Source organism: Haloferax sp. Atlit-48N, from assembly GCF_003383015.2.
Lineage (GTDB): Archaea > Halobacteriota > Halobacteria > Halobacteriales > Haloferacaceae > Haloferax > Haloferax volcanii.
In genome coordinates this window covers 244346-269827 of record NZ_CP137692.1, presented here as the reverse complement: position 1 = coordinate 269827, position 25482 = coordinate 244346, and the positions used below count along the sequence as shown (strand labels likewise).

Annotated in this window: 25 protein-coding genes; 9 read left to right on the top strand and 16 right to left on the bottom strand. The window is 67.0% G+C overall.

All coding sequences use genetic code 11. The features are described 5' to 3' along the window. Nucleotide 1: 1 nt before the first annotated feature. The 3 genes from DEQ67_RS17805 (at nucleotide 2) to DEQ67_RS17795 (ending at nucleotide 3576) form a co-directional block, all read left to right on the top strand. Nucleotides 2-1330, top strand: a complete 1329-nt coding sequence (locus DEQ67_RS17805; protein ID WP_115891605.1) for an MmgE/PrpD family protein — start codon at nucleotides 2-4, stop codon at nucleotides 1328-1330. 32 nt (nucleotides 1331-1362) lie between these two features. Then, nucleotides 1363-2736 (top strand): MmgE/PrpD family protein, encoded by a 1374-nt coding sequence (locus DEQ67_RS17800; RefSeq protein WP_115891606.1) that lies wholly within the window; start codon nucleotides 1363-1365, stop codon nucleotides 2734-2736. Nucleotides 2737-2805: 69 nt separating this feature from the next. Next, complete coding sequence (locus DEQ67_RS17795; RefSeq protein WP_004064807.1) at nucleotides 2806-3576, top strand: IclR family transcriptional regulator; 771 nt, start codon at nucleotides 2806-2808, stop codon at nucleotides 3574-3576. Between the two features lie 683 nt (nucleotides 3577-4259). Here DEQ67_RS17795 and DEQ67_RS17790 read toward each other — a convergent pair. After that, entirely contained in the window at nucleotides 4260-5348 is a 1089-nt protein-coding gene (locus DEQ67_RS17790; protein WP_115803786.1) for a guanosine monophosphate reductase, read from the bottom strand. A gap of 417 nt (nucleotides 5349-5765) precedes the next feature. Between DEQ67_RS17790 and glmU the strand changes: the two genes are divergently transcribed. The 3 genes from glmU (at nucleotide 5766) to DEQ67_RS17775 (ending at nucleotide 9147) form a co-directional block, all read left to right on the top strand. Next, nucleotides 5766-7001, top strand: coding sequence for a bifunctional sugar-1-phosphate nucleotidylyltransferase/acetyltransferase (gene glmU / locus DEQ67_RS17785; RefSeq protein ID WP_115862060.1), 1236 nt, complete (start codon nucleotides 5766-5768; stop codon nucleotides 6999-7001). A gap of 102 nt (nucleotides 7002-7103) precedes the next feature. Next, a complete protein-coding gene (locus DEQ67_RS17780) occupies nucleotides 7104-8489 on the top strand; it encodes a response regulator (RefSeq protein ID WP_115862058.1) in 1386 nt (461 codons plus the stop codon). Nucleotides 8490-8703: 214 nt separating this feature from the next. After that, a complete protein-coding gene (locus DEQ67_RS17775; RefSeq protein ID WP_004040945.1) occupies nucleotides 8704-9147 on the top strand; it encodes an Rrf2 family transcriptional regulator in 444 nt (147 codons plus the stop codon). Nucleotides 9148-9165: 18 nt separating this feature from the next. On the opposite strand, the gene DEQ67_RS17770 is transcribed toward DEQ67_RS17775, so the two are convergent. The 3 genes from DEQ67_RS17770 to DEQ67_RS17760 form a co-directional block, all read right to left on the bottom strand. Continuing rightward, nucleotides 9166-9534, bottom strand: a complete 369-nt coding sequence (locus DEQ67_RS17770) for a winged helix-turn-helix transcriptional regulator (protein WP_004040946.1) — start codon at nucleotides 9532-9534, stop codon at nucleotides 9166-9168. A gap of 161 nt (nucleotides 9535-9695) precedes the next feature. Then, the gene (locus DEQ67_RS17765) at nucleotides 9696-10052 is read right to left on the bottom strand and encodes a hypothetical protein (RefSeq protein WP_004040947.1); all 357 of its coding nucleotides are present in this window, start codon (nucleotides 10050-10052) and stop codon (nucleotides 9696-9698) included. Nucleotides 10053-10151: 99 nt separating this feature from the next. Further along, a complete protein-coding gene (locus DEQ67_RS17760) occupies nucleotides 10152-10913 on the bottom strand; it encodes a DICT sensory domain-containing protein (protein WP_115803789.1) in 762 nt (253 codons plus the stop codon). A 157-nt stretch (nucleotides 10914-11070) separates the two neighbouring features. Between DEQ67_RS17760 and DEQ67_RS17755 the strand changes: the two genes are divergently transcribed. Then, complete coding sequence (locus tag DEQ67_RS17755; protein ID WP_004040949.1) at nucleotides 11071-11304, top strand: hypothetical protein; 234 nt, start codon at nucleotides 11071-11073, stop codon at nucleotides 11302-11304. Nucleotides 11305-11347: 43 nt separating this feature from the next. Here the strand turns inward: DEQ67_RS17755 and DEQ67_RS17750 are convergent, their stop codons facing one another. From DEQ67_RS17750 to DEQ67_RS17730, 5 genes are all read right to left on the bottom strand, one after another. Beyond that, the gene (locus DEQ67_RS17750) at nucleotides 11348-11908 is read right to left on the bottom strand and encodes a helix-turn-helix domain-containing protein (RefSeq protein ID WP_004064794.1); all 561 of its coding nucleotides are present in this window, start codon (nucleotides 11906-11908) and stop codon (nucleotides 11348-11350) included. Nucleotides 11909-12116: 208 nt separating this feature from the next. Beyond that, entirely contained in the window at nucleotides 12117-13934 is a 1818-nt protein-coding gene (glmS, locus tag DEQ67_RS17745) for a glutamine--fructose-6-phosphate transaminase (isomerizing) (RefSeq protein WP_115862056.1), read from the bottom strand. After that, nucleotides 13934-15103 (bottom strand): sugar phosphate nucleotidyltransferase, encoded by a 1170-nt coding sequence (locus tag DEQ67_RS17740; protein ID WP_115862054.1) that lies wholly within the window; start codon nucleotides 15101-15103, stop codon nucleotides 13934-13936. The genes glmS and DEQ67_RS17740 overlap by 1 nt, the downstream gene beginning before the upstream one ends. A 473-nt stretch (nucleotides 15104-15576) precedes the next feature. Continuing rightward, nucleotides 15577-16227: a DUF7344 domain-containing protein gene (locus tag DEQ67_RS17735; protein ID WP_115803792.1), complete on the bottom strand. Its 651-nt coding sequence runs from the start codon at nucleotides 16225-16227 to the stop codon at nucleotides 15577-15579. Between the two features lie 471 nt (nucleotides 16228-16698). Continuing rightward, nucleotides 16699-17232, bottom strand: coding sequence for a DUF7344 domain-containing protein (locus tag DEQ67_RS17730; RefSeq protein WP_049896204.1), 534 nt, complete (start codon nucleotides 17230-17232; stop codon nucleotides 16699-16701). Nucleotides 17233-17579: 347 nt separating this feature from the next. On the opposite strand from DEQ67_RS17730, the gene DEQ67_RS17725 reads away from it, so the two are divergent. Continuing rightward, nucleotides 17580-17858 carry a PadR family transcriptional regulator gene (locus DEQ67_RS17725; protein ID WP_004040955.1) on the top strand — a complete coding sequence of 93 codons (279 nt, stop codon included), beginning with the start codon at nucleotides 17580-17582 and terminating at the stop codon, nucleotides 17856-17858. Between the two features lie 622 nt (nucleotides 17859-18480). Then, complete coding sequence (locus DEQ67_RS17720) at nucleotides 18481-18900, top strand: hypothetical protein (RefSeq protein ID WP_004064785.1); 420 nt, start codon at nucleotides 18481-18483, stop codon at nucleotides 18898-18900. A 53-nt stretch (nucleotides 18901-18953) separates the two neighbouring features. Here the strand turns inward: DEQ67_RS17720 and DEQ67_RS17715 are convergent, their stop codons facing one another. The 7 genes from DEQ67_RS17715 to DEQ67_RS17685 all read right to left on the bottom strand — a co-directional run bounded on the left by DEQ67_RS17715 (nucleotide 18954) and on the right by DEQ67_RS17685 (nucleotide 25310). After that, nucleotides 18954-19565 (bottom strand): nitrous oxide reductase accessory protein NosL, encoded by a 612-nt coding sequence (locus DEQ67_RS17715; RefSeq protein WP_115862050.1) that lies wholly within the window; start codon nucleotides 19563-19565, stop codon nucleotides 18954-18956. Between the two features lie 116 nt (nucleotides 19566-19681). Next, a complete protein-coding gene (locus DEQ67_RS17710; protein WP_008610371.1) occupies nucleotides 19682-20965 on the bottom strand; it encodes a phosphopentomutase/phosphoglucosamine mutase in 1284 nt (427 codons plus the stop codon). Nucleotides 20966-21188: 223 nt separating this feature from the next. Next, nucleotides 21189-21503 carry a HalOD1 output domain-containing protein gene (locus DEQ67_RS17705; RefSeq protein WP_008610372.1) on the bottom strand — a complete coding sequence of 105 codons (315 nt, stop codon included), beginning with the start codon at nucleotides 21501-21503 and terminating at the stop codon, nucleotides 21189-21191. A 176-nt stretch (nucleotides 21504-21679) separates the two neighbouring features. Next, nucleotides 21680-22321 (bottom strand): NADPH-dependent F420 reductase, encoded by a 642-nt coding sequence (locus tag DEQ67_RS17700; protein WP_013035211.1) that lies wholly within the window; start codon nucleotides 22319-22321, stop codon nucleotides 21680-21682. 148 nt (nucleotides 22322-22469) lie between these two features. Further along, nucleotides 22470-23783: an MFS transporter gene (locus DEQ67_RS17695; RefSeq protein WP_115862048.1), complete on the bottom strand. Its 1314-nt coding sequence runs from the start codon at nucleotides 23781-23783 to the stop codon at nucleotides 22470-22472. A gap of 48 nt (nucleotides 23784-23831) precedes the next feature. After that, nucleotides 23832-24266 carry a chemotaxis protein CheW gene (locus tag DEQ67_RS17690; protein ID WP_004064776.1) on the bottom strand — a complete coding sequence of 145 codons (435 nt, stop codon included), beginning with the start codon at nucleotides 24264-24266 and terminating at the stop codon, nucleotides 23832-23834. Further along, on the bottom strand, nucleotides 24267-25310 hold the full coding sequence (locus DEQ67_RS17685) for a methyl-accepting chemotaxis protein (RefSeq protein ID WP_115862046.1): 1044 nt from the start codon (nucleotides 25308-25310) through the stop codon (nucleotides 24267-24269). Between the last annotated feature and the right edge of the window lie 172 nt (nucleotides 25311-25482).

Here is a 25482-nt window from a genome sequence, read left to right as displayed (position 1 = left end):
GATGACCGACGAAGCGCTCGCGTCGTTCGTCTCCGACCTCGACCGGACCGACCTCCCCGCGTCGGTCGTCGAGCGCGCGTCCCTCGTCGTCGCTGACACCATCGGCGCGGTGCTGGGCGGCGCGTCGGACCCCGCGGTCGCCGCGTTGGCGCGCCGCTGGGCCGACGAGAACGGCGGCGAATCGACCATCATGGGGACTGCGGGCGAGCGGACCACCGCGTACCGCGCCGCGTTCGTCAACGCGACCGCCGGGAGCGTTCTCGAACTCGACGAGGGCCACCGCTTCGCGGCCGGTCACCCGGCGATTCACGTCCTGCCCGCGCTCCTCGCGGACGGCGAATCGGCCTACCGCAGCGGCGACGAGTTCCTGACGGCGTTCGTGGCCGGCTACGAGGCGGCGGTCCGCGCCGCCGAGACGGTGGTCCCGCTCGCGGACGGTCTCCACCCCCACGGCGTGTGGGGCAGCGTCGGGACCGCCGCGGCCGTCGCCCGACTCCGCGGCCTCGACGCCGAGACGACGCTCGACGCGATGCGCATGGCGGCGAACTACGCCCAGCACACCCGGTTCGAGGCGGCCACCGAGGGCGCGACCGTCAGAAACGGCTACGTCGGGATGAGCAACCTCTCGGGGCTGCTCGCGGTCGACCAAGCCGAATCGGGGTTCACCGGCCTCGACGACGGCGTGGCCCGACACCTCGAACCCGTCGCCGCGAACGGCCCCGACCGGAGCGCCCTCGCGGACGGCCTCGGCGAGCGCTGGGAAATCGAGCGCGGCTACTTCAAGGTCCACGCGGCCTGCCGCTACACCCACGCCGCCCTCGACGCCGTGGCGCTCCTCGTCGAGGAGACGGGCGTCGGCGCGGCCGACATCGACGCCGTCACCGTCGAGACGTACCCCGCCGCGGCCGCGTTATCGGAGCCGGCACCCCAGAACGCCCTGCAAGCGAAGTTCTCGGTTCCCTTCGCCGTCGCTTCGGCGCTGACGACCGGCGAGACGGGCAAGGAGGCGTTCACCGACGAGGCGCTGACGAAGACCGCCCTCGGATTCGCCCGGCGCGTGGACGTGGTCGCCACCGAGGAGTTCGCGGCCCGCGCACCAGACGAGCGCGGCGCGCGCGTCACCGTCGAGACGGCCGATGGCGAGCGGTACGCCCGCGAGGTGCGCGCCGCCCGCGGCGGCGAACACGACCCCGTCACCGAATCGGAACTCCGAGCGAAGTTCGACCGACTCGTCGCGCCCGTCATCGGTGACGGCGGCGTCGACGGCCTCTGGACCGCGGCGACCGAGCCCGCCGCACCCCGCGTGCTCTGCGCCCTCACTCGGGCCTGAGCACCCCGACACTCACTGAGACCACTGAAACCATGATTTCACACGAGCCAGTCAGAGACTGGGAACGACAGCTGTACGGCTTTCTGACCGACGAACTCCCCGACGACGTGCGCGCGGACGGCGAGCGAATCGTCGCGGACGTACTCGCGGCGACCGTCGCGGGAGCGGCCGCGCCCCAACACGCGGGCGTCTTCCGCGACGCGAAACTGGCCGACGGCCCGGCGTCCGTCCTCGGGACCGACCGCCGGGTCGACCCGTCGCAGGCGGCGCTGTTGAACGCGACGGCGGCGATAACACAGGAGATAGAGGAGGGCCACAACCGCGGCGGCCACGTGGGCGCGAGCATCGTCGCGGGCGCGGTCGGCGTCGCCGAGGCCAACGACGTCGACGGCGAGACGTTCGTCGAGGCCTGCGTCCGCTCGTACGAGCTCTGCGCGCGCTTCGAGTACGCCATCTTCGCCATGAAGGCGCGGATGAACGAGGCGATACCGTGGCTCGTCCGCGATCCGCACTCGACGTGGACGACGCTCGGCCCGGCGCTGACCGCCGCCGTCTGCGCGGGGCAGTCGCCCGACGAGGTGCGCGAGACGGTTCGCACCGCGCTGAACCTCGCGGTCGTCTCCATGCACGACCCCTTCGCGGAGGGCGCGCCGTCGCGGAACGTCACCGCCGGCTTCTCCGCGCAGGCCGGCGTGAGCGCCGCGACGCTGACCGCCGTCGGCCTCCGCGGGTCGCCCGCGGCGATGGAGGCCGTCTACGACCCGTTCGAGACGCTCCTCGCGGACGGCGAGTTCGCCGCGCTGTTCGACTCGCTCGGCGACGACTGGTGGCTCACCGAGGCCTACCAGAAGCCGTACCCGTCGTGTCGCTACACCCACGCCCCGCTCGACGCGCTTCGGGACGCCGGCGCGGACGACCTCGCACCCGACGACGTGGACCGAATCGACGTGTACACCTACCGCAACGGCGTCGAGATGAGTCACGCGCGGCCCGAGACGCTCACCGCGGCGAAGTTCTCGACGCCGTACGTCCTCGCCCGCTGGGTCGCGGACGGGCGCGTCGAACTCGACGACTTCCTCGACGACGCGCTCGACGACGAGGCCGTGCAGGCGCTCTCGGAGCGCGTCCACCTCCACGCCGACGAGGCGTTCGAGCGGGCCTTCCCCGACGACTGGGGCGCGCGCGTCGAAGTGACCGCCCGCGACGGGAGCCGCTACGTCGGCGAGCGCGAGTACCCCCGCGGCGACTTCCGCGACCCGCTGTCGGAGTCCGACCTCACCGCGCGCAACCGCGCGTTGCTCGCGTTCGGTCTCGGTGAGGACGCCGCGGATGCGGCGCTCGACGCGCTCTCGTCGGTCGGGGCGAACCCGGTCCGCGAGACCGTCGCCGCGCTGACGCGGCGATAAACCGAACACTCGTTCGTTCAGTCCGAACGAGACGGTAACAATTATTACCGCACTCGATTAGTGATAACTATGAACACGGACGGAAACGGCGCGGCGGGAACAATCGGCGCTACGAAAACCTCGTTCGGCATCGTCGAACACATCAGAGACCACGACGCGAGCGGGGTGTCGGAGATTGCGAACGGCCTCGGAATCTCGAAGAGCACGGCTCACAACCACCTCAAGACGCTCGCGGAACTCGGGTACGTCGTCAGGCAGGGCGACGAGTACGCGCTGGGCCTGAAGTTCCTCGACCTCGGTGACCACGCCCGGACGCGACACGCGCTGTACCACGCCTCTATCGGCGAGATGGACGACCTCGTCGAGGCCGTCGGCGAGCGCGGACAGGTGATGGTCGAGGAGAACGGCCGCGGCGTCTACATCTATCAGGTGAAGTCCGAACAGGGCCTCCAGACCGACTCGCACATCGGCACGACCGTCGACCTCCACACCACGTCGGTCGGCAAGTCCTACCTCGCGTTCTGCGACGAGGAGCGTCGAAACGAGATACTCGACGGCGAACTGACGCGCCTGACGACGAAGACGATAGACGACCGCGACGCCCTCGAAGCCGAGTTGGCGACGATTCGCGAGCGCGGCTACGCCTTCAACGACGAAGAGCGCATCACCGGCATGCGGGCGGTCGGCGCGCCGATTCTCTCCGACGACGAAACCATCCTCGGCGCGATTAGCGTCTCCGGCCCGACCACCCGGATGAAAGGCGAGTGGTACCACACGGAGGTCCCGGAGATGGTGACGCAGGCCGCCCGCGTCATCGGCATCCGCGCGACGTACTCGTAGCGTCTTACCGTGAGGAACAACTGTTCGGCTGTGCCGTATCGCGAGCGATAGTCGACGACGGACGCGTCGGACTCAGCGTCGCTCGGACCGAACCGACGAAGTCCGATTTGAATTACAAAGTTAGCTCTGTAATGGTGAACGAATCGACTCGGCACGACCCGTGACACGGATACGGGCGTCACGCGCCACGGCCGGAATCGAGCGAGCACGTCGGCGGACATATCACTAAGATTGGAACACACACGAGTATGATATGTTTTCGTCACCGACTCTCGCGGGGAGAGGAAACTCGATTCGGGGTCAGCGTTTCGACGGCCGGGAGCGAGTTCCACTCGCGGCGACGCAAACAGGACGAACGATGCGTTTTTGATGCTATACGCGGTGTATTCGAGCGAAAAGTCGGTTGTCGTCGTGACGAGTGATTCGGTGGGGGCGGCCCGTTTTCGGTTCGAGTGTCGAGCGCTTCGAGTCGGTCCGGGAGTATATATCGACTCGAAGTACGTGGCAGTTTTCAAAAATGAACGTGGGAACAGCGGTTAATCTGACAATCGGACGAGCGCGGCGCGACCGACGTGTCGAGGCGAGCGCCGTCGCTCTGCGAGGGCGCGGTCGCCGGCGTGGCGGTTTCACCCTCGCTCTATCGCGTCGTATCGCGTCGCGGGTCGGCCGCGACGACGCCGGAGTCAGTCGGCCATCGGGGCCTGCAACTCGCGTTCGGCCTCCTCGTCGACCTCGACGGGACCCTCGGCGAAGACGACGCCGTGTGCGCCCTCGCGCTCCTTCGCGCTCGCCGCGACGCGGACGAAGGAGGCCTTCTCGCGAGCGTCCGCGAGCGTGTGACCGCCGCAGTAGCTCACGCCGGAGCGAATCCCGCCGAGGAACTCCTCGACGAGCGGTTCGACCGGTCCCTTGTAGGGCGTGAGCGCCTCGACGCCCTCGCCGGCGTCCACGTCGCTCTGTTTGTCCTCGCGGTCGTCGGCGGCCTCCGTGGAGGCCATCCCGCGGGAGCGCTTGTACGTCTCGCCGTCGACCTCGACGACCCGGCCCGGTGCCTCGTCGGTCCCGGCGAAGAAACTGCCCATCATGACGGTGTCCGCGCCGGCCATGAGCGCCTTCGCGGCGTCGCCGGAGGTCCGAATCCCCCCGTCTGCCATGACGTGGATACCGAGGTCGTGCGCCCGCTCGGCGCACTCCGAGACGGCCGTGAGCTGCGGGTAGCCCGCGCCCGCGACCTCGCGGGTCGTGCAGTGCGACCCCGGTCCGACCCCGACTTTCACGCAGCCCGCGCCGGCCTCCCAGAGGTCCTCGACCGCCGCCGGCGTGACGACGTTGCCCGCGACGATTTCGGGGTCGAACTCGTCGCGAATCCGTTCGACGGCGTCGAGACACCGCTCCATGTGGCCGTGGGCGATATCCATCACAATCGCGTCCGCGCCGGCGTCGAGGAGCGCCTCGGTCCGGTCGAGGTAGTCCTCGTTGATGCCGACCGCGCCCGCGACGGTCCCGCCCGCCTCGGCGACGCGGCGGACCTGTTCGGCCTGCTCGTCCACGTCGAGGAAGCGGTGGACGACGCCGAGGCCGCCGAGGCCCGAGAGCGTCCCCGCGAGTTCAGCTTCGGTGACGGTGTCCATGGCCGCGCTAACGAGCGGCGTGTCGAGGCGCAAGTCGGGCGTCACGTTGGTCGAGAGGTCCACGTCGCTCCGGCTGTCGACCGGGGAGCGCTGCGGAACCAGCAATACGTCTCCGTAAGAGAGTCCTGTGCGAATCTCCATCGTAACCCTCCACAGCCGAAGGGTGCGAGGGTCATAACGCCGACGAACGCGGTTCGCGTCGCCGCGGAACGAAACTATTACACGCTGGCGTTCGTCCGTTCACTAACACACGGCGCCGCGCTCGTGCGAATCTCCGACCCATCGTAACCCCAACACAGTCGCCGTTCGCGGGCCGTGTGGTTCGAACCGTCCGCGAGCGACCGCACCGCGCGAGAGCGAGCTACCGGACTCGAATCCGGCGCGGAGTTCGCAAGCGTTTTGGTAGGCTGATATTGACAGATAGTTGCCGTACCGGCCGTGCCACCTCGAGTCGGTATCGGTAGGTGGATCAGAGGCAACCCACAACGTCGCGATTGGTCCCCGCCTCAGTACATCTCCGACCGAAGACATTTCTTCCGCGCAGTCCCTTAGGAGGGTATGCAGACAGTCATTCTCGCCGCCGGCCGCGGCACTCGGATGCGTCCGCTCACGGACCGCCGACCCAAGCCCATGCTCCCCGTGGCCGACCGGCCGCTGGTCGCGCACACCGCCGACGCCGCCGTCGCGGCCGGCGCGACGGACATCACGCTCGTCGTCGGCTACGAGGCCGCTGACGTGTGCGACTACTTCGGTGACGAGCGCGGGGGCGTCCCCGTCGAGTTCGCCGTCCAGTCGGAACAGCGCGGGACGGCCGACGCGGTCCGCGCCGCGGCCCCCCATCTCGACCCCGACGAGCCGTTCGTCGTGCTCAACGGCGACGCGCTGTACGACGTGCCGTCGCTGTCGACGCTGTACGAGGGGACGCCCGCGGTCGGGTCGTTCCGCGTCGACGACCCGAGTTCCTACGGCGTCCTCGACACCGACGACGAGGGCTTCGTCACCGGCGTCGTCGAGAAGCCCGCCGACCCGCCGTCGGACCTCGTCAACGCCGGCGCGTACGTCTTCCCCGCCGAGGCCCACGACTGGCTCGACGTGGCCGAGAGCGACCGGGGCGAACTCGAACTGACCGACGTGCTCGCGGCGACCTGCGAGGCCTACGACGTGCGCGGCGTCGCCTTCGACCGCTGGCTCGACGTGGGGCGGCCGTGGGAACTCCTCGAAGCCAACGAGTGGAAACTCGACGAACTCGACCCGCGAATCGACGGCGACGTGTCCGAGCGCGCCGAACTCGACGGGCCGGTCGTCGTCGAGGCAGGCGCGACGGTCCGTTCGGGCGTGGTCATCGAGGGTCCCGTCCTCGTCCGCAGCGGGGCCACGGTCGGGCCGAACGCCTACGTCCGCGGGCGCACGCTCGTCGGCGAGCGCGCCAAGGTCGGCCACGCGGTCGAGGTGAAAAACAGCGTTCTGATGGAGGGTGCGACGGTCGGCCACCTCTCGTACGTCGGTGACAGCCTCCTCGGCCGCGACGTGAACTTCGGCGCGGGGACGAAGGTGGCGAACCTCCGCCACGACGGCGAAGCCGTCCGGCAGATGCTCAAGGGCGAACTCGTCTCCTCGGGTCGCCGGAAGTACGGCGTCGTCCTCGGCGACGAGGTGAAAACCGGCATCAACGCCTCGCTGAACGCGGGCGTCAGAATCCCGACCGGCGGCACGGTCAAACCCGGCGAGTCCGTCCTCTACGACCGCATCGACGAGCGAGAGGCTGCGGACGAGACGGACGGGAGAGACGAGTGAGCGAGGCGTGAACGAACACGCGTCGGATTCGTTTTGACAATATAATAACAGTTAATCTGCCAAACAGTTATCAGACAGACCGTCGAACAACAGCCACAGCGCATGGACGTAATCGAGGGGGAGTCGTCGGCGATACGCGTGCTCTACGTCGATGACGACGAGGGGCTGTTGGCGCTGACGAAGCGGTTTCTCGAATCGTCGGACGACGGTATCGAGGTCGAGACGACCGACTCGCCGCGGCGGGCGCTGCGACTCCTCGAATCGGAGTCGTTCGACGCGGTCGTCTCCGACTATCAGATGCCCGAGATGTCTGGACTCGAACTGCTGTCGGAGCTCCGCGACGGGCGCGACTCCGGCATTCCCTTCGTCATCTTCACCGGACGGAGCCGCGAGGAGGTCGCCATCGAGGCGCTGAACCTCGGGGCGGACAGCTACCTCCAGAAGGGCGGCGACCCGACGGCGCAGTACGGCGTCCTCCGGCAGACGCTCGTCCGCATCACGGAACACCGGCGCGCGGAACGGCGACTCCGCGAGCGCGAGGCGTATCTCCGCGTCACCCTCGACTCCATCGCCGAGGGCGTCGTCGCCACCGACGCCGACGGGACGGTCGTCCAACTGAACCGGACCGCCGAGGAGATAACCGGCTACGACGCCGAGGCCGCCGTCGGCGAGCAGCTTTCGGACGTGCTCCACCTCGTCGACGGCGCGACCGGCGAGCGCATCGACCCGGTGCGACGCGTCGCCGACGCGGACGGGGCGGTCGAACTCGCCGCGGGGACGAAACTCGTGACGAGCGACGGCGACGAGCGCTACATCGAAGACAGCATGTCGCCCATCAGGACCGACGACGGGTCGGTCGAGGGCGTCGTCACCGTGTTCCGCGACGTGACCGAGGCCTACCGCGAGCGGGAGCGACGGGAGCGCCAACAGCGGGCGCTCATCGACCTCGCGACCGACGAGACGGTCATCGCGGGCTCGTTCGAGGACGCGCTGCCGCGAATCACCGAGACGATGGCGACGGTGTTGGACGTCGAGCGCGCGAGCGTCTGGCTGTTCGACGACGCCGAGACGCTCCGCTGTGTCGACCAGTACGACCGGTCGTCGGGCGAGCACAACGCCGGGACGACGCTGACAGCCTCGAACTACCCGTCGTACTTCGCGGCGCTGGAGACGAATCGGTCGCTCGGCGTCGACGACGTTCGGACCGACCCCGCGACCGCAGAGCTTCGGGGCGGCTACCTCGAACAGAAGGGCATCGCGTCGCTGCTCGACGCGACGGTCAGGTCGGGCGGCGAAGTCGTCGGCGTCGTCTGTCACGAACACGTCGGCGAGCCGCGACGGTGGCGGAGCGACGAGCGGCGGTTCGCCGCTGAGGTCGCTGACAACGTGGTCATCGCGCTCATGCGAGCGACCGACGTCGACGCGCTCCCGACGAGCGCCGACGAGGACGGCACAGACGAGACGCGACCGGGACGAGACGAGGGCTGAATCGGCCGTCGCGCCGAGCGACCGGCCGACGGCACCACCACGAGTCTCCGCTTCGACGATTCGAAGCCTCCATTCGGTCAGTTCTCGTCGTCGAAGTCGAATATCGGGTCCCCGAGTCGAGATGAGGGTTGAAAAACGTCGATTCCGCGACGAATCCGGCGAAATCGGCGCAGCACCGTGAAATCTAAAATGCCCGTAGCTCCAAAGAACGTGTATGTCGAACAGCAGCCGATTCGTCGTCGCGACGCACGTGCTGACTAACTTGGCGGTGCGGAGCGACGAGCGGCTGTCTTCCGACCGTCTCGCGTGGAGCGTCAACACGAATCCGGTGGTCATCCGGCAGCTCCTGTGTTCGCTTCGGGAGGCGGACCTCGTCGATTCCAAGCGCGGCCCGACCGGCGGCTTCACGCTGGCCCACGAGCCGGACGCCATCACGCTTCGCGACATCTACGAGGCGGTGGAGGACGCCGAGCCGTTCTGTTTCCACACGAACGAACCGAACGACGAGTGCACCGTCGGCGAACACATCCAGCCGGTGCTCGGGGAACTGCTCGAACCGGCGATTCAGGCGATGCTCGACGAACTCGACTCGGTCACCGTCGCGGACGTCCACGCGGAAATCGTCGAGACGGCGGACGGCGACCCGCTCGAAGCGTAGCGCGGCGTGGAGCGCGGTTCAGGCCGTCGACTGCACCGTCTCACCCTCGGCCGACTCCTCGCGCTCGGCGTCGAGCCACTCGGTGGCCCACTCCTGTATCTCGTCGAACACCGGGCACAGCGAGACGCCCTTGTCGGTCAGCGAGTAGTACGTCGCCACCGGCGCGTCCTCTTCCATCCGGCGGTCGACGAAGCCGTGTTCCTGCAAGTCGTCGAGGACGCGAGAGAGCGTCCGCGAGCTCGCGCCGGTCGAACGCTTCAGCTCGTTGAACCGCTTTTCACCGTCTTGGAGGTCGTGGAGGACGATGAGACGCCACTGCGACCCGATTTGTTTCAGCGAGTCGATGATGGGGCAGGGGGCGTCGTCGAGGGTCATATCCGTGGCCATATCCCCACATCGACTTCGACCCTCTTTAGCAGTTCGGTTAGTACACCTGCTTTCGAAACGTTACCTGATTCGGCTCCGGACCGACAGACCGGCCGGCTGGCTTCCGACTGACCCATCACCGACCGACGACCGGCTGGCTGCCGACCAGCCGACCGGGTCGCTCAGGCGAGCAGCCGCGAGAGGAGGAGAAACACGCGCTTGAGGTTCTTCGAGAGGCTCGATTGATTCTCCGAGTAGAGCGTCACGCCGTCGTCCGGCCCGTGAATCTGTACGCAGCGGCCCCGGTCCGACAGGTCCTTCAACTCGATTCCCCGGACCGAATCGAGCGGGATGACGAGGTAGCGGTACTCCTCGTCTTGGATGTCGGCGTTACAGTGGTCGCCGTAGACGTGGATGCTCCGCTCCGTGACCGCGAGTTCGTAGCCGACGTAGCTCATCCCGGCGATTTCGGCCCCGGCGCGACCGCCCTTGACTTTGCCTTTCAGGTGCGAGGCGTCGAGGAGAATTCCGTCAACCATACGCCCGATTCCGAGCGGGCGCTCCTAAGTATTCGCGTCCAGTTCTCCGAATTGATTTTCGAGGTTCCGTGGAGCACTCGGCTACCGACGGGAGCTCAGTCAAGCAGTCAGCTGGCAGCCGTCGTCCGCGTCGTCGCCAGAGCCATCGGATTCGATAATCGAGTACGACGAGACGAGGTGGTTGACGATGTAGTCGACCGTCGAGGGGTCGTACGTCCAGAAGCCGGTGAAGCTGAACCCCGGTTCGGTCTCCTCGGCGACGAGCGCGCATTTGTAGTCACCGACGCCGTTGCCGTCGTAGGCGACGAACCAGGAGCGCCGAATTTCGTCGGAGCGCGCGAGATGGAGTTGGAACTGGTCGGCCTGCGGGACCTCGCCGTTCGGGTAGATGTACGCGTGGACCGAGAGGTCGTCGCGGCCGCCGAGGCGGCGGTAGGTTTCGAGTTGCGGGCGGAGGTTCCCGCCCGACTGGAAGCCCGAGTGGAGTTCGCCCGCGCCGACGCGCCACGCGCGGTCCTCGATTTCGCGGGTGGCGTTGAGCATCTGCTGCCGGTCGTAGGAGGTAAACAGCGTCTCGTCGAGGTGGTCGAGAATCGGCGCGTACGAGTCGCGTTCGAACCCCGGTTCGACGTCCTCGGGGTGCGCGAGGAGGTCGTCGACCGAGACGGCCGTGTGGAACTCGTCGCCGGTACCCAGCACCGCGTAGTTCGACGGACCCTCGTCGGAACTCGCAGACACCACCGAGACGTTTCGATCCGCGAAATGCTCGGCGAGTCGCCCGACGACGCCTGGCGTCGGATTGAACACCGTCAGCGTTCGTTCCGAGGCGGCGACGCCGGAGATGAGTTCGCTGAGAGACATTACCGGGAGAACGCTACAACGGGTTATCATTCTTTGCAATAATATGGTATGCGAGACCGGCGAGTCGGGACGCGAAACCGGTCGACTCGCCCGGAAGGAAGTCGTTACCGGGAGAGAACAGCGTCCTAACTATGCCCCACAAGCGTGTACGTTCAGTATGATTTCCGACGCGCCCCGTTCTCGGACCCCCGCGGAAGTCGACGACGAACGCGGGACGGGCGACGGCCCGTGGTTCGCCGCCGAGGTCCCCGACATCGTCGCCGGACTCGAAGCCTCGCAGTCCATCGGTCCGGTCACCGCGGCGGCCGCCCGCCAACTCATCGCGGTCGGCCGCGCGAGGGACGCGCTCGCGCTCGTCCTCGGCGAGGTCGACGGGTCGTGGCGGCGATAGGTCGCTCGTCGCGGCGAGCGACGCGGACTCGGCGGCCGGCGGACTACTTCTCGCGCGAATTCGTGTCTCTGACGTACAGTTCGACCAGCGAGTCGAGCAGGGTCGGAGCCAGTCGAAACCGAACGTCAACGCTGTTTTGCTCGCGGTCGTACGCGAGCTGCTGGACGTCGATGGCGGCCAGAAGCGTGCGCATCGCGTCGACGACGTAGTTGCTCGACCCCGCCTCGACGCGGAGGCCGTCGCCGAGGTGAATCGAGAGGCCGTCGACGGCCGTCTCGTAACACGTCTTGCTCGGCGCGTCGACTCGCTGAGTCCGTTCGACCAAGCCGAGGCTCGAAAGCGTCTCCAGCCGGCGGTAGATTGTCGATTCGGAGACCTCGCAGCTCTCGGCCAGCTCCTCGGCGGTCATCGGCGCGCGGTTGCACGCCAACAGCACGCTCCGGGAAACGTCGTCTCCGAGCGCGTCGAGGAGGTCGTCGTCGGACGACTCCGGAGTGATATCGGTCTCGTCGGCCGCCGCCGCGGCGTCGCTCTCGTCAGTCAGTGGGCCGGGAGGCTCGTCAGAAGCCGACAGAACGTCGTCGACGAGGTCGCGTCGGGTCATCGCATGTTACCTGACGCGGGCGGGTAATATGTAATCGGTGCCTACAATCGAGATAAGCTTCGCTTATCCACGAACAGTCTCGAATCTCTGAAAACAGCGGTCGGGGACCGAAACCGAACGACTGCGGCGAATTAATGGGTGCGAAACGTCGGAACACGGCGGTGAGACCCGCCACGACCGCACCACCTGCTCACCGCTCGCTCACGGCTCACTCGACGGTGACGCACTTGGCGAGGTTGCGCGGCTTGTCGATGGGTCGTTCGAGCAGGTCAGCGGCGTGGTACGCGACGAGCTGGAGCTGGACGTTGGCGAGGACGCCGGCGATGTCGGGATGCGTGTCCGGGATTCTGAGTACGTGGTCCGCGAACTCGGTCACTTCGCCCGAGCGGTCGCTCGTGATGGCGATGACGGGCGCGCCGCGAGCTTGGACCTCCTTGACGTTGCTCAGCGTCGCCTCGTCCTCGTGGCCCGTGAAGATAGCGAACACCGGCGACAGCGGCGTGACGAGCGCCAGCGGGCCGTGTTTGAGTTCGGAGGCGGCGAACCCCTCGGCGTGCTCGTAGGATATCTCCTTGAACTTCAGCGCGCCTTCGAGGGCGACGGGGTGGGCGACCCCGCGGCCGATGAAGAAGTACGCGTCGCTGCCCTCGTACTCGATGGCGATTTCGCGGGCCATCGAGGTATCGAGCACCTCCTGTACGTCGCCCGGGAGCCGCGACAGCGCCTCCATCAGGTCGCGCGCTTCGGGCGACTTCGCGCCGGTCACGTCTTCGACGATGCGCTCGGTGAGGAGCGTCAGCGCCGTCACCTGCGACGAGAACGTCTTGGTGGCCGCGACGCCGATTTCCGGGCCGGCGCGGATGAGCAGTTCGTCGTCGCACTCGCGGGTTATCGACGAGCCGACGACGTTCGTGACCGCGAGGGTCCGCGCGCCGGCCGCGCGGGCGCGGCGCACGGCGTCGAGGGTGTCTGCGGTCTCCCCCGACTGGCTGACCGCGACGACGAGCGTGTCTGTCGTCACCGGCGGCTTGATGACCGAGTACTCGCCGGCCATGAACGCGTAGGCGGGGATGCCCCGGGAGTTGAGCAGCGACGCCGCGTACATTCCGGCGTGGTGCGAGGTCCCCATCGCGAGGAGGTGGACCTGCGACACGTCGGCGAACGACTCCGGCGGGAACTCCTCTAGTTCGACGCCGCCGGCGTGGGTGTTCAGCCGGCTCTGGGTGGTCCGCCGGAGCGCGCCGGGTTGTTCGTGAATCTCCTTGTACATGTAGTGCTCGTAGCCGCCCTTCGTCGCCGTCTCGGGGTCCCACTCGACGTGTTCGACGGGGCGGTCGACCGCCCGGCCGGCCGAGTCGGTGATTTCGTAGCCGCCCGAGCGAGTGACGACGAAGTCGCCGTCGTGGAGGTAGATGACGCGCGCCGTGTGCTGGATGAACGCGGGCACGTCGCTGGCGAGGTAGTACTCGCCGTCGCCGACGCCGAGGACGAGCGGCGACCCCGAGCGAGTGGCGAAGATGGCCTCCTCGTCGCCGATGATGGCCGTGAGGGCGTAGCTTCCCGAGAGGCTGCCGACCGCGGCGCGGAAGGCCTCCTCGGGAGTCGCGCCGTCGCGGAGGTTCTCCTCGATGAGGTGCGGGACGACCTCGGTGTCGGTCTCGCTGCTGAAGACGTGGCCGCGGGCTTCGAGGTCGCTCCGGAGCGATTGGAAGTTCGAGATGATGCCGTTGTGGACGACGGCGATGCGGCCCGACTCGTCGGTGTGCGGGTGGGCGTTGCCGTCGGTGACGCCGCCGTGGGTCGCCCAGCGGGTGTGACCGATGCCGTAGTCGCCGGCGATGGGGTTCTGCTCGACGGCCGCGACGAGTTCGGAGACCTCGCCGACGCGCTTCGTCAGCGAGATGCCCGAGCCGTTTTTGACGGCGATACCGGCCGAGTCGTAGCCGCGGTACTCCAGTCGCTGGAGGCCGTCGACGAGCGAGTCCACGGAGTCGTCCGCGCCGATGCAGGCGGTGATGCCGCACATCAGTGGGTCACCTCCACGCGCTCGCGAACGTCGCCGTGTAAGACCGTGCCGGGGCCGACGACGGCCTCAGCACCGACGCGACTCCCGGGCGTGAGCGTCACGTTCGCGCCGACCTCGGCGCGGTCACCGATGATACTCCCGAGGCGGCGGTCGGTGTAGAGCCGGCCTTCGAGGATGACATCGGCGCGGCCGCCGGGCGAGACGACGCCGTCGCCGACGGTCGCGCCGGGGCCGACGACGGAGTCGCGGAGGACGACGCCCGCGCCGACCCGCGCGTCGGTCGAGAGAATGGAGCGCTCGATGACGCTGTTCGCGCCGACGGAGACGTTGTTCTGGAGGCACGAGCCACCGCTGACGACCGCGCCCGGCCCCACGTCGCAGTCGTCGCCGACGACGACGTGGTCGCCGAGGAGCGCGCGCTCGTGGACCCGCGCCGACGCGGCGACCGCGTCGTCGTGTCTGCGCGCGAGGAGCGTCTCGGTCACGGAGAGGAGCCCCCACGGGTGGGAGGGGTCGAGCCAGCCGCCGTTGACGAGGACGGACGTGACGTGCCCGTCGAGGTAGTGAATCACGTCGGGAAGCCGCGTCTCGCCGTCGTGCGGCGGGGTGCGCCGGAGCGCCTCGAAGACGGCGTCGTCGAAGACGTAGACGCCCGCGTTGACGAGATAGCCCTCGCTGTCGACGGCGTGTTCGTCGATGTCAGCGATGCGACCGTTGTCCTCGACGACGACGCCGTACTCCTCGGGCGTGTCGGACTCGGCGACCGCGATGGTCGCCACCGAGTCGGTCGTCGAGAAGCGTTCGAGCGCCTTCAAGACGATGTCGGCGTCGACGACGTTGTCGCCGTTGCAGACGACGAACGGGCCGGTGACGAGCTCCTCGGCGAGGAGGAGCGCATGCCCGCTTCCGAGCCGGGTGTCCTGGTGGACGAACTCGATGTCCGCGTCGGGGTACGTCGCAGAGAGGTGCGACTGGATGCGGTCGGCGCGGTGGCCGACGACGACGACGACGCGCTCGATGCCCGACTCGAACAGCGCGTCGAGGACGTACTCGACGACCGGCCGGTTTGCGACCGGGAGCATCGGCTTCGGCTGGAAGGTGGTGAGCGGACGGAGCCGCCGCCCCTCGCCGGCCGCGAGGACGACCGCCTCGGTGAGACGGCCGTTCATGCGTGACCTCCCGCGAGCGACGGGCGTTCAGAACGTGACCGTGACGGTGTGCGAGTCATGAAAGCAACAGGGACCGCGACGGGGATTGTTATACAGCGAGTTCCCCGAACCGGTCTCGCGTTAGGGTCGCGTGTGAGACTGTTGCAAGCGGAGGCCACAGTCCGAAATCGGCAGGGCGGACGGTTCGGACGCGCCTAATCGGATGGTGTCCCACCGACAGTGTCGCGGCGCGACGAAGCCGCCGCGTCGGTGGTATGGACTGCGAATCACACCCGCGGGGTGAGAGCTGACAGCGGTGGGGGAGCCGGGGAGAGCTGATTCGGCGGGAGGAGGAAAAAGGAGAGCAGACAGCGGGGAGGGAAACGGAAAGAGGCGGGCCGAGCGCCGCGGCTGTTCGAAAGCGGAGCGAAGTAAAATCCGGGTGCAGTCGTTCGAAATCGGTATCGTCGCGGACGCGATGAGGACTGACCCACTCAGAGGTCGAGGCGGTCCTTGTACGACTCCATCGCGGTGACGGCCATGAGCGTCGCGGTGCTCAACACGGCCCAGCCGGCGGCCGGGACCTGTTCGAGTCCGGGGACGCCGAGCAGTCCGCCGGAGACGGTCGCGGCCACGCCGGCGGCGATAACGAGGTTCCGCTTGGGCGACGCGGCGAGCGACGCCGACTGCTCGTCGTCGGCGTCGGTGCTGACGATGTCGCCGTCGAGATACTGGTCGAGCTGTTTCGCGGTGTCGAGAAGCGTGATGTCACCGCGGTTCTTCTCGAAGTCGACGATGCCCGCCGAGTCCATCTTCGGCAGGTGGCACTGGTACAGACCGATGTACACGCGCTTGCGTTGGCTCGACGACAGCGCCTTTATCTCGATGCCGTTTTCCTTCGCGGCGATGAACTCGGCCATGTCGCCGAGCTTCGCTTCGCCGTCGTTCTCCTTGAGGAACCGGAGCGCGTCGCGCCGGCGCTGGTTCTTCAGAATCTCGAAGACGATGTCCTTCGAGAGCGCTTCGATTTCGGGTTGTTGCTGCTGTGCTGCGGCCGCGTGAGACCCACCAGTCGTCTCCGCGAGTCGTTCGTTCGCCGTCTGGTCAACAACGTCGGTGTCGGCTTGCAGTGAATCGGTAACCATTGTTCCTTCCTCCCCCACTGTGTAGTCGGGTGCTACCGTGTGTCGTGGTCGGTCGAGAGGGGTGACCACGAGACGTTAGCACAGACCACAACCTTTGGATGCGCCCCACCAAGCGCGCCCCAGATACAGAGGGTCAGTGAACTAATAGGTTAAACGAGGATATATACTTGTCTGACAATCCCACACTCTGATTTCTCCGACTGTTAGGGTCTCAAAATCTGCAAGTAAAGTGGTTGTAACAATCTATACCAACTCAGACTTTCAATACATCCAACAGTAATAGAATCCGACCAGAAGACGACCGCGTATCCCGTTTTTGGCTGGCGAGCGTCGTTTCTAGATGAGGAAATAAATTCGTACTGTCAGTTAGTCACACGAGCACGACGGTTCGGCAGTAGCATCGACTGAGAATACGTGTGCGGTTGGCGACGGCCCTCTCGGGAGCCGCGACAAGACAGGTTTATTCGGCGGTTATTCCACGAGCGCCTCGAAGGCGTCGGCCGAAGTTCCCCCGTTCCGTTCCGAGAGATACTGCGCGAGCACCAACACGAGGAGCGCCGCGGAGACGAACACCGCGACGGCGCTCCACGAGACGAGCGCGAATCCGGGGAGCCCCGCCCACAGACCGAGAATGAGCGCCCAGCTGAGCGCGCCGAGCAGCGCGTAGTACCGACTCCACGACTCGCTCGCGCCGGGCTGCATCCAGAAGAACCCCCGCTTGGCGACGTTCGGAACGAGTTCGACAGAGCGCTCCTCCTCGTCGTAATCGACCAGACCGGCGCTCTCGAGTTTCGGGAGATGCGTCTGGTACAGCGAGATATACACGCGCTGTCGCTCTTCGTCGGTCACGTCTTCGACCGCCGTTCCGTTCTCTCGAGCAGCGACCATCGCTGCGAGTTCCTTCAGCGAAATCGCCTCGCCCCCCCGATGGAGGAAGTAGAGAATCTGCCTCCGCCGGGAGTTGCTGAGGATGCGGAATAGCTCGTCTTTTGATAGTGTTGTCATCGTCGTGTGCGGGGGTGGTCCCGCACGCGGTGCGAAAGGGGGACCCGACCCGGTTGGGTCGTACTACACCACACCCAACCTTTGTTATCGTGACGTTTCCGGGAGGCACCGAGTCGGTCCCTCCCGCGTATTAAGCTCATCTTCACGCGATTGTTATCGGGGCGCAGACCGTCAGCGAGAGGGAGTAATTGCGGTCTCAGAGACGAGTACACACCTCGCGGATTCAGAGAAAAAACCTCGCGCCGAAACGGGAGCAAACTCGCGACAACGGCGGTAAGGAACCCAATTGTCCAGTATAGAGGTGGCTAACAATACCCGATGGCGGCGATACTTAGATTCGAGACTACATGTTCGAACTGACTGGCTTCCAGCGCGACCTGCTGTACGTGATCGCCGGCGCAGAGCGCCCGTCCGGGCAGGAGATTAAAGAGATGATCAGCAAGGACGTCGGGGAGGTGAATCACGGTCGGCTCTACCCGAACCTCGACGCCCTCGTCGAACAGGGGTACGTCAACAAGGGACAACACGACCGTCGGACGAACTTCTACGAGATGTCCGAGAAAGGACGCGAGTCCATCGTCCAACGCCGAGACTGGGAAAACCGACGCGTCGGGTTCCTCGGATAGCGCACGCTCGTAGACAGAAGAACCGTCCGTTCGAACGCCCGCGGGCGCGAGTGGGACGCTCGCCCCGGAAGAAACCGAAGACGAGAACGACTCGTCGCTGGTGGCCGCATCGGTCCCCGCGGTCTCGTTTGGCCCCCTCCTCCTTTCGCCGCCGGTTCGACCCGAGCGACCGCACCGAGCGCTGACTCCGTCCGACCGCACCGAACCCACACCGAGCGCGACCGCATCCGACGACGCTCGACGCCGAGCCGCCCCGGCCGACCCGGCCGGAGTCTGAGCGGAGAACGAGGCGTGGCGCGGCGTGATATCCGCGGGCAGCGGACTGCGGCGCACCGCGCCGAGTGTTCGTATCAGAAGTTAGTACACTCAGGGAGCGCCAAAAATATCAGAACTCGGATAGTCGAATCGGCGTCCCGAATCCGGGATTAATGCAGCCATAAGAAACGGATTAATTCGAGAATAAAAGAGCACAGTCAAGCGTTTTCGTCCCTCGAACGAATCGACAGGACTTGTCGTCAAATCGAACAGTAACACCGCCAATAATATCATCGATAGACATTCATGTATTCCTACTAATGTAATTATCGCAACATTTATGGGTGTAATCCGCAACCCCTGAGACATGGTAAGAGAACGGTCCACCGGGCAGGACCCAGAGACGACGACTGACGACGACGTCGGTAGACGCAAATACCTCGCGCTGTGCGGGTCGGTATCGGCCGCCGGCGCGCTCGCGGGCTTCTCTGGGCTCGGCTCGGCGACGGAACAGACAGGCGAGTCCGCCGACGGCGACGGGCACACGCTCGTCGTCGCCGGCACCGGCTCCGTCTCGTCGTTCGAAGTGACGGTCAGCGGGTCCATCTCACCGCTCCAGTCGAACGGCGCGCTCAGCACGACCGGAACGGTCGGGCCCGCCGCCGAGGGGACCGTCAGCGACGACTCGCGGCGCTACCAGTTCGCGGGCGACATCACCGACTTCCGGTCGACCGACGCGGTGTCGGTCTACGTCGACGGCGTCCGCGTCCCCGACAACTCCTTCTGAGCGCCGCCGAGCTGCTCGTTGTTTTCACCCGACGACAGCGGCGGCGCGAGGCGCTACGACCGCATGTAGCCGCGGAGCCACTCGGGCGTCACGTCGTCGAACACCACGGTCTTCCCGCCGTGTTCGGCGACGAACCCGTCGGCGTCGGACTCCGACGAAAAGGGAATCAGGTCTTTACCCATTCCTCCGAGCACCTCGCTTTCGACGGCGTAGGTCATCTCGGTGGCGTCACCGAACGTATCCGCGCCGGTGGGCGTCGAGATGAACGTGTCGCCGCCCTCGGTCGAGAGTTCGTAGTCGACCGTCGAGTAGTCCGTGACGTACACCGCCGTCGCCTCCCAACCCCGCTCCCGGTGTTCGAAGTAGTACGGGAACAGCCCCATGCTGAGGGTGTGGAACCACGCCGGGTTGTCGTGGCCCTCGGGCGCATTGTCGCGGTAGAAAATCTGTCCGTTCGGGCCGGCGTGGAGGCCGATGACCATCCCGCCTTGGTCGTCTTCCTTCCCGCCCGAGAGATCGACCGGTTCGGGCGTCGGCCCCGCGTTCGAACCGCCGCCGAGACAGCCCGCGAGGGCCGCGAGCGCGCCGAGAGAGACGGCTTTCGTCGCGGCGCGGCGCGTGAGCGAACCCGTCGAACCGTCGCGCGGCGGAGAGTCGTGATGCATCGTCGCTTGCGCGGAGGTCGGGCGTCACGGTACATAAACCGTGAGAACGGTCGCTCGCGTGCGCGAACTGAACTACCCTCGGGCGAGGAGGCGGACGGGTCACAAAATCGAGGGCTTCAGGCGACGATGCGCGCGCCCTCGACGAGCGAGCGAACGTCCTCGAACAGGCGGTCGGCGTCGTCCTCGTCGCGGGCCTCCGCCGTGATGCGGACCAGCGGTTCGGTCCCGCTGGCGCGGACGAGGAACCAGCCGTCGTCGGTGTCGACGCGGATGCCGTCGATGGTGTCGACCTCGTCGTAGGTCGCGTGGATGTCGCGAGCGATACGGTCCATCGCCTGGTGTTTGTCGTCGAACGAGAGGCTCGCGCGACGGGTGGCGTACCCCGCGCCGCCGAGGTCGGCGACCTGTTCGGACAGCGGCGCGCCCCGGGCCACGAGGTCAGCGAGTGTGAGCGCCGCGTAGTGGCCGTCGGGGGCGAGCGTCTCGTCGGGCCAAATCCACGCGCCGGAGGGCTCGCCGCCGAAGACGTAGCCGGGTTCGGCGACCGCCTCGGCGACGTGGACGTCACCGACCGGGGTGTAGGTGACGCGCCCGCCGGCGGCCTCGACCACGTCCTGCACGAGGAGGCTCGTATCGACGGGGACGGCGACGGCGTCGCCCGGGGAAACGGCGTCGCGCGCGAACAGCGCGAGCAACGCGTCGCCGGGGACGTACGCGCCGGTCTCGTCGACCGCGACGAGTCGGTCGGCGTCGCCGTCGTGAGCGAGGCCAACATCCGCGCCGAGCGCGGGGACGGTTCGGCGGAGCGCCGTGAGCGTCTCGGCGTTCGGCTCGCTCTTTCGGGCGGGGAACCGACCGTCCTGCTGAGCGTCGATGGTGTTGACCGTCGCGCCGAGTTCGTAGAGCGCGTCGACCGAGACGCGGCCCGTGCCGTTGCCGAGGTCGAACGCGACGGACACGTCGTCGAGGTCGTCGAACGACGAGACGAGGTGGCTCACGTGGCGGGTCGCGGCGTCGGGCCACGCGCGCTCTTCGCCGTGTTCGTCCCACGCGGCGAGCGACACCTCGTCGCGGTTGAGTCGATGGACGATATCGCGCGTCTGGGCCTTGTCGAAGGCGCGGCCGCTGGGCGTCCAGAGCTTCAGGCCGTTGTCGGCGGCGGGGTTGTGGGACGCGGTGATTCCGATGCCGGCGTCCGCGCCGGCCCAGCCGACCGCGCGGGCGACCGTCGGAGTCGAGGCGACGCCGAGTCGGACCACGTTCGCGCCGCACTCGCGGACCCCGGCGCTCACGGCGTCAGCGAGGACATCGCCGCTGAGCCGAGCGTCCTGGCCGACGACGACGGTGCAGGCGTCGCAGCCGACCGCGCGGCCGATTCGAAGGGCGAGTTCGGCGGTCACGGTTCGGCCAACCGGACCTCTGATTCCACTCGTTCCGAACATACCGTGGGAGACGGTGACAGGACGTTTTGGTATGTTTCGCCTACTGTCACGACCGGTCGGTCAGGCGGCACCTACCGCGAACGCGGACGAGTCGCGGGGTCGGCGCACCGAATCGGGGCCGCGTCGCCACTCGTCGGGGCGAGTGAGCGGTGAGTGGTCGGCGGTTAGGCGGCGAGTCGCCTCACTGGAGGGGCTGGGAGTCGCCGATGGGGACCACTTCGATAGAACCGAGCGCGTCGAGCGTCACGCGGTAGCCCGCGTAAGAAAACGAGAGAATCGCGTCTTCGGAACAGCCGAACACCGTTTCGAGGGCGTCGGGGTCGATAGTCTGTGCGAGCGGCGGAAGCTGCGTGGGGCGGACGCCCTCGATTGCCGCAATACTCAATACAACGTTCGTGCTGAGGAGTTCGGAAGAATCGCGGTCGACCCGGTATGAGCCGGTCGACTCGTCGTACGTCACGCGCGAGTCCTTCCAGTCGTTCGTCTGTGCCATCATGGGTGCCTTAACAGGCGTCTGTGTGCGACGGTGACCCTTAAATCCATGCTATTTGTGAACAGTTGTAATTCGTGACTGTCACGGAATCGAACGGATACAGGAGTGGTACTCGACGCGGGGAATCTGGTGCCGAACATACACAATCAAAAACCATGATAGTTTTGCGGTGACGACGGTCAGCCCTGTCGGGCACGAAGCGTTTGGACGGTGTCTTGCGCCTCTTCGACCGTGATTTCGCGCTTGTAGAGCGCCGAGCCGGGCTCCAGCAGTTCGCCGCCGGAGACGAGACCGCCGACGTCGACGGGGCCGAATCCGATGTCACGGATGAGGCCGGCGACGCGCGCTTTGGCGTCCGAGTCGTCACCGGCGAGGAAGACCGCGAGGCGCTCGGATTCGGGGAGGTCCGGGTGGCCGAGGTCTCGGAGCGTCTCCCAGTGGATGGTGTTGAACGACTTGACCAGCCTCGCGTCCGGGAGTTGAGACGCGACGAGCTCCGAGGAGGTGTCGTCGCCGAGGTCGATGACGTGGAAGTTCTCCGTGTAGGGGTTCATCGCGTCGACCACGATTTTCTCCGCGAACCGGGCCGCGTCGGGCAGCGAGTCGCGCTCGCGGAACGGAATCGCGAGAAAGACCACGTCACCGAACCGAACGGCTTGCTTCGGTTCCACCGGGCGCAGTTGCGGGCCGAGCGTCTCCGAGAGGTCTTCGAGCGACTCGACTCCGCTGTCGTTGGCTATCGCCACCTCGTGGTTCGACTCCACCAAAAGCTGGGCCAACGTCCCACCGAGTCGACCAGCACCGAGGATTCCTATATCCATGAACAAAGATGTATGTTAACGAAGTTCAATCTTTGTGTGGTCGGGGGCGGAGCGACCGGTCACCAGCCGAGCTGGTTATACTGCCGTTAAAATGCCGTATCGGCGGCTCAGACCGTCTCTATCGCGGGGCGCTCCCGGTGGCTGAGCGTCAGGCCCCGCCCGCGTACGCCGCGAACTCCTTGCCGCGGAGGGCGAAGTAGACCACGCCGACCGCGCCGACGAGCGACGCGACCGAGAACGCGAGGGTCGGGTCGCGCGCGTAGAGCCAGCCGCCGAGCGCCGCGCTCGGGATGACGATGGTGTTCCGCACGAGGTAGTACGCGCCCGTCACCCGCCCGCCGGCGTTTCGCTCCGCCGGGCCGACGATGAGCGCCTTGTGCGCGGGGAGGCCGGCGAACCGGAGCCCGGAGAACGCAAAGAGGGCGACGACGACCCACTGGTCCGCCGGCGCGAAGATGAGGAGGACCGGGAACATCGCGTACACCGAAAATCCGAGGGCGACGACCGGCTTGAGCCCGGTCCGCTCGGCGAGCTTCGAGACGGGGAGCTTCGTCAGGAGCGCGACCACCATCTCCACGCCGAGGAGGACGCCGAAGAAGGCGTCCGGGCGGAGCGAGACGCCGAAGCCGGTGAAGCCGACTTCGAGGAACTCCGTGACGACGATGACGAAGAAGACGTACACCATCCCGTTGGCGAACCGGATGAGCGTGTCCGCGACGAGGAGCGGCCGGAGCGTCTCGGGGAGCGACCGGAGGTCGTCGCGGAGCTGTGCGAGCCCCTCGAACGACCTGCCCAGCGAGTCCTCGCCCGCGTCGTAGAGGAGGTGCTGGGCGACGGTGGCGACGATGCCGAACGCCGCGGCGACGATGAGAACGTACCGAAAACCCTCGACGAACGTCGCCGTCGCCGCCAGCAGCGCGGCCGCGATGAGCGGCCCGAGGAGGAAGCCGACGCGGCGGAAAATCTCGGTGCTGGCGAACCCCATCGCCAGCCGCTCCGGCGGGACGCTCTGTTTGACGATGGCGAACGTCGCGCCGAGGCCGAACGACTTCCACGCCTGCGTGAGAAACAGGCCGACGAAAATCCAGAGCCACGGTTCGAGCGAGACGCCCGCGAGCGTCACCTCGGGGACCTGCGGGGCGACGAACCAGAAGAGAAAGCCGGCCGACGAGAGTGTGCCGAACAGCGTGAGCGAGAGGCGAGACCCGAGTCGGTCGGAGAGCGCGCCCCCCGGATACGGGTACAGCGCCCCGATGAGGTTGCCGACGCTCCCGTAGAGACCGACGACGGTCGCGCCGGCTCCGAGCACTCGGAGGTACTCGGGGACGTACCGCCCGGTCATCTGAAACGAGAGACTGAACGCGAACATCGCCACCGAGAGGACGAGCACGTCGCGTTCGAGCCCGATGAACTGCCGAAAGGAATCGAAGCTATCGACGGCGGCGTCCCGACGCGTATTCATCGTCCGAGTGGTTCGCGGGAGCGTTCAAGAAAGTACGGTGCGGTCGGCTCAGTCGTCGCCCGGCGGGTCGACCCAGACGACGAGGCCGTCGTCGGTCCTGACGACGCCGCGGGTGAGTTCGTCACCGAACGGCGCGTCGTCGACGGCCTCGGGGTCGATTTCCGTCACGCGGTCGACCTCGTCGACCAGCCAGCCGAAGGCGGTCGCGTCCTCGGCGGCGTCGAAGACGACGACGCGGGAGGCGTCGGGGTTCGATCCCACGCCGAGGAGCGAGGCCGTGTCAACGAGCATCGTCGTCGCGCCCCGGTAGTCCATCGCGCCGACGACGTGCGGCGGCGAGTCCGGCAGCGAGCGCGCCGATGTGCGGTCGATGATTTCAGTGACGGCGTCGAGGACGACGCAGTACCGTTCTTCACCGAGTTCGAATTCGAGGACCTGCGTCGGCTCCGCGAGCGCGCCGTCGGGCGCGTCGGTGAGCGACATCTACGCACCCCGGGCGAAGCGCCCGTCGTCGGCCGCGTCGAGTTCGTCTTCGAGGTCGTCCACCTCGTCGTCGATGTGGTCGACGAGGAGCGCGACCTCCGAGATGTTCGCCGTCTGCTCTTCGGTAGCCGCGGCGACCTGGTCGATTTCGCCGGCGACCTCCTCCGCGCCCCGAGCGGTCTCGTCGACGAGGCTCGCCACCTCCTCTGTACTCGCGGCCTGCTGGTCGGTCGCGCGGGCGACCTCCTCCGCGCCGGCGGCCGCCTCGCCGACCGCGGCGTCGATGTTCCGGAGCGCGGAGACGGCCGCGTCGACCTCAGAGATGCCGTCGTTGACTTCCTCGTTGGCCTCTTCGATGTTGTCGACGGTCGTCTCGGTCGTCTCTTGGATGTCACCGACGACCGCCTCGATTTCGGAGACGCTGTCGCGGGACTGCTCGGCGAGGCTCTTGACCTCGTCGGCGACGACGGCGAAGCCGGCTCCCGCCTCGCCGGCGCGAGCGGCCTCGATGGAGGCGTTGAGCGCGAGCAGGTTCGTCTGGTCGGCGATGTCGTTGATGACTTCCACGACGTTGTCTATCTGGTCGACTTTCGCGCGGAGGGCGGTGATTTCGTCGTACACGTCGGTGGTCACGTCGTCGACGGTCTCCATCGCGTCCGCGGCGTTGTCGGCGGAACTTCGGCCCTCGGCGGCGAGGTCGCGCGCCTGGTCGCTCATCGCCTTCGTCTGGTCGGCGCTGGAGGCGATTTGCTCGACGCTGGCGCTCAGGTTCGACACCTCGCCGGCGACCTCCTGCATGTTGGTCGACTGGTCGCCCGCGAGGTCGCTTATCTCCTGTGCGCTGACGGCCACGCTCTCGGAGGCGCGGGAGAGTTCGGCGACGGCCGTGCCGATTTCGTCGGTCGCGTCGTCAACGTCGTCCACGTCGTCGAGGACCTCGTCTGTCGCCGCGCCGGCGGCACCGGGGCCGGAATACGCGTCGTGCTGTCGGGAGGCGGGCCCGTCTCCGGCGGCCGGTTCCCGGTCGTTTCGCTCGAGTTCCATACGAACGAGTGTGAGAGTAAAGTGATAAGTATTCGCGAGCAGTATCAAACGAGATAACCCCATATTGCCGCTAATTGCCTCGAAGCGGCCTGAGAGGACAGATACGAGCAGGATATTACGATATAGATACCAGACTACCGGCGCTGATAGAACCGGAAATCGTCGGGTCGTG

Excerpts from the sequence above, each read along its gene's own strand:
- DEQ67_RS17805 (WP_115891605.1), top strand. The coding sequence starts at position 2 with ATGACCGACGAAGCGCTCGCGTCGTTCGTCTCCGACCTCGACCGGACC.
- DEQ67_RS17800 (WP_115891606.1), top strand. The coding sequence starts at position 1,363 with ATGATTTCACACGAGCCAGTCAGAGACTGGGAACGACAGCTGTACGGC.
- DEQ67_RS17795 (WP_004064807.1), top strand. The coding sequence starts at position 2,806 with ATGAACACGGACGGAAACGGCGCGGCGGGAACAATCGGCGCTACGAAA.
- DEQ67_RS17790 (WP_115803786.1), bottom strand. The coding sequence starts at position 5,348 with ATGGAGATTCGCACAGGACTCTCTTACGGAGACGTATTGCTGGTTCCG.
- glmU (WP_115862060.1), top strand. The coding sequence starts at position 5,766 with ATGCAGACAGTCATTCTCGCCGCCGGCCGCGGCACTCGGATGCGTCCG.
- DEQ67_RS17780 (WP_115862058.1), top strand. The coding sequence starts at position 7,104 with ATGGACGTAATCGAGGGGGAGTCGTCGGCGATACGCGTGCTCTACGTC.
- DEQ67_RS17775 (WP_004040945.1), top strand. The coding sequence starts at position 8,704 with ATGTCGAACAGCAGCCGATTCGTCGTCGCGACGCACGTGCTGACTAAC.
- DEQ67_RS17770 (WP_004040946.1), bottom strand. The coding sequence starts at position 9,534 with ATGGCCACGGATATGACCCTCGACGACGCCCCCTGCCCCATCATCGAC.
- DEQ67_RS17765 (WP_004040947.1), bottom strand. The coding sequence starts at position 10,052 with ATGGTTGACGGAATTCTCCTCGACGCCTCGCACCTGAAAGGCAAAGTC.
- DEQ67_RS17760 (WP_115803789.1), bottom strand. The coding sequence starts at position 10,913 with ATGTCTCTCAGCGAACTCATCTCCGGCGTCGCCGCCTCGGAACGAACG.
- DEQ67_RS17755 (WP_004040949.1), top strand. The coding sequence starts at position 11,071 with ATGATTTCCGACGCGCCCCGTTCTCGGACCCCCGCGGAAGTCGACGAC.
- DEQ67_RS17750 (WP_004064794.1), bottom strand. The coding sequence starts at position 11,908 with ATGACCCGACGCGACCTCGTCGACGACGTTCTGTCGGCTTCTGACGAG.
- glmS (WP_115862056.1), bottom strand. The coding sequence starts at position 13,934 with ATGTGCGGCATCACCGCCTGCATCGGCGCGGACGACTCCGTGGACTCG.
- DEQ67_RS17740 (WP_115862054.1), bottom strand. The coding sequence starts at position 15,103 with ATGAACGGCCGTCTCACCGAGGCGGTCGTCCTCGCGGCCGGCGAGGGG.
- DEQ67_RS17735 (WP_115803792.1), bottom strand. The coding sequence starts at position 16,227 with ATGGTTACCGATTCACTGCAAGCCGACACCGACGTTGTTGACCAGACG.
- DEQ67_RS17730 (WP_049896204.1), bottom strand. The coding sequence starts at position 17,232 with ATGACAACACTATCAAAAGACGAGCTATTCCGCATCCTCAGCAACTCC.
- DEQ67_RS17725 (WP_004040955.1), top strand. The coding sequence starts at position 17,580 with ATGTTCGAACTGACTGGCTTCCAGCGCGACCTGCTGTACGTGATCGCC.
- DEQ67_RS17720 (WP_004064785.1), top strand. The coding sequence starts at position 18,481 with ATGGTAAGAGAACGGTCCACCGGGCAGGACCCAGAGACGACGACTGAC.
- DEQ67_RS17715 (WP_115862050.1), bottom strand. The coding sequence starts at position 19,565 with ATGCATCACGACTCTCCGCCGCGCGACGGTTCGACGGGTTCGCTCACG.
- DEQ67_RS17705 (WP_008610372.1), bottom strand. The coding sequence starts at position 21,503 with ATGATGGCACAGACGAACGACTGGAAGGACTCGCGCGTGACGTACGAC.
- DEQ67_RS17700 (WP_013035211.1), bottom strand. The coding sequence starts at position 22,321 with ATGGATATAGGAATCCTCGGTGCTGGTCGACTCGGTGGGACGTTGGCC.
- DEQ67_RS17695 (WP_115862048.1), bottom strand. The coding sequence starts at position 23,783 with ATGAATACGCGTCGGGACGCCGCCGTCGATAGCTTCGATTCCTTTCGG.
- DEQ67_RS17690 (WP_004064776.1), bottom strand. The coding sequence starts at position 24,266 with ATGTCGCTCACCGACGCGCCCGACGGCGCGCTCGCGGAGCCGACGCAG.
- DEQ67_RS17685 (WP_115862046.1), bottom strand. The coding sequence starts at position 25,310 with ATGGAACTCGAGCGAAACGACCGGGAACCGGCCGCCGGAGACGGGCCC.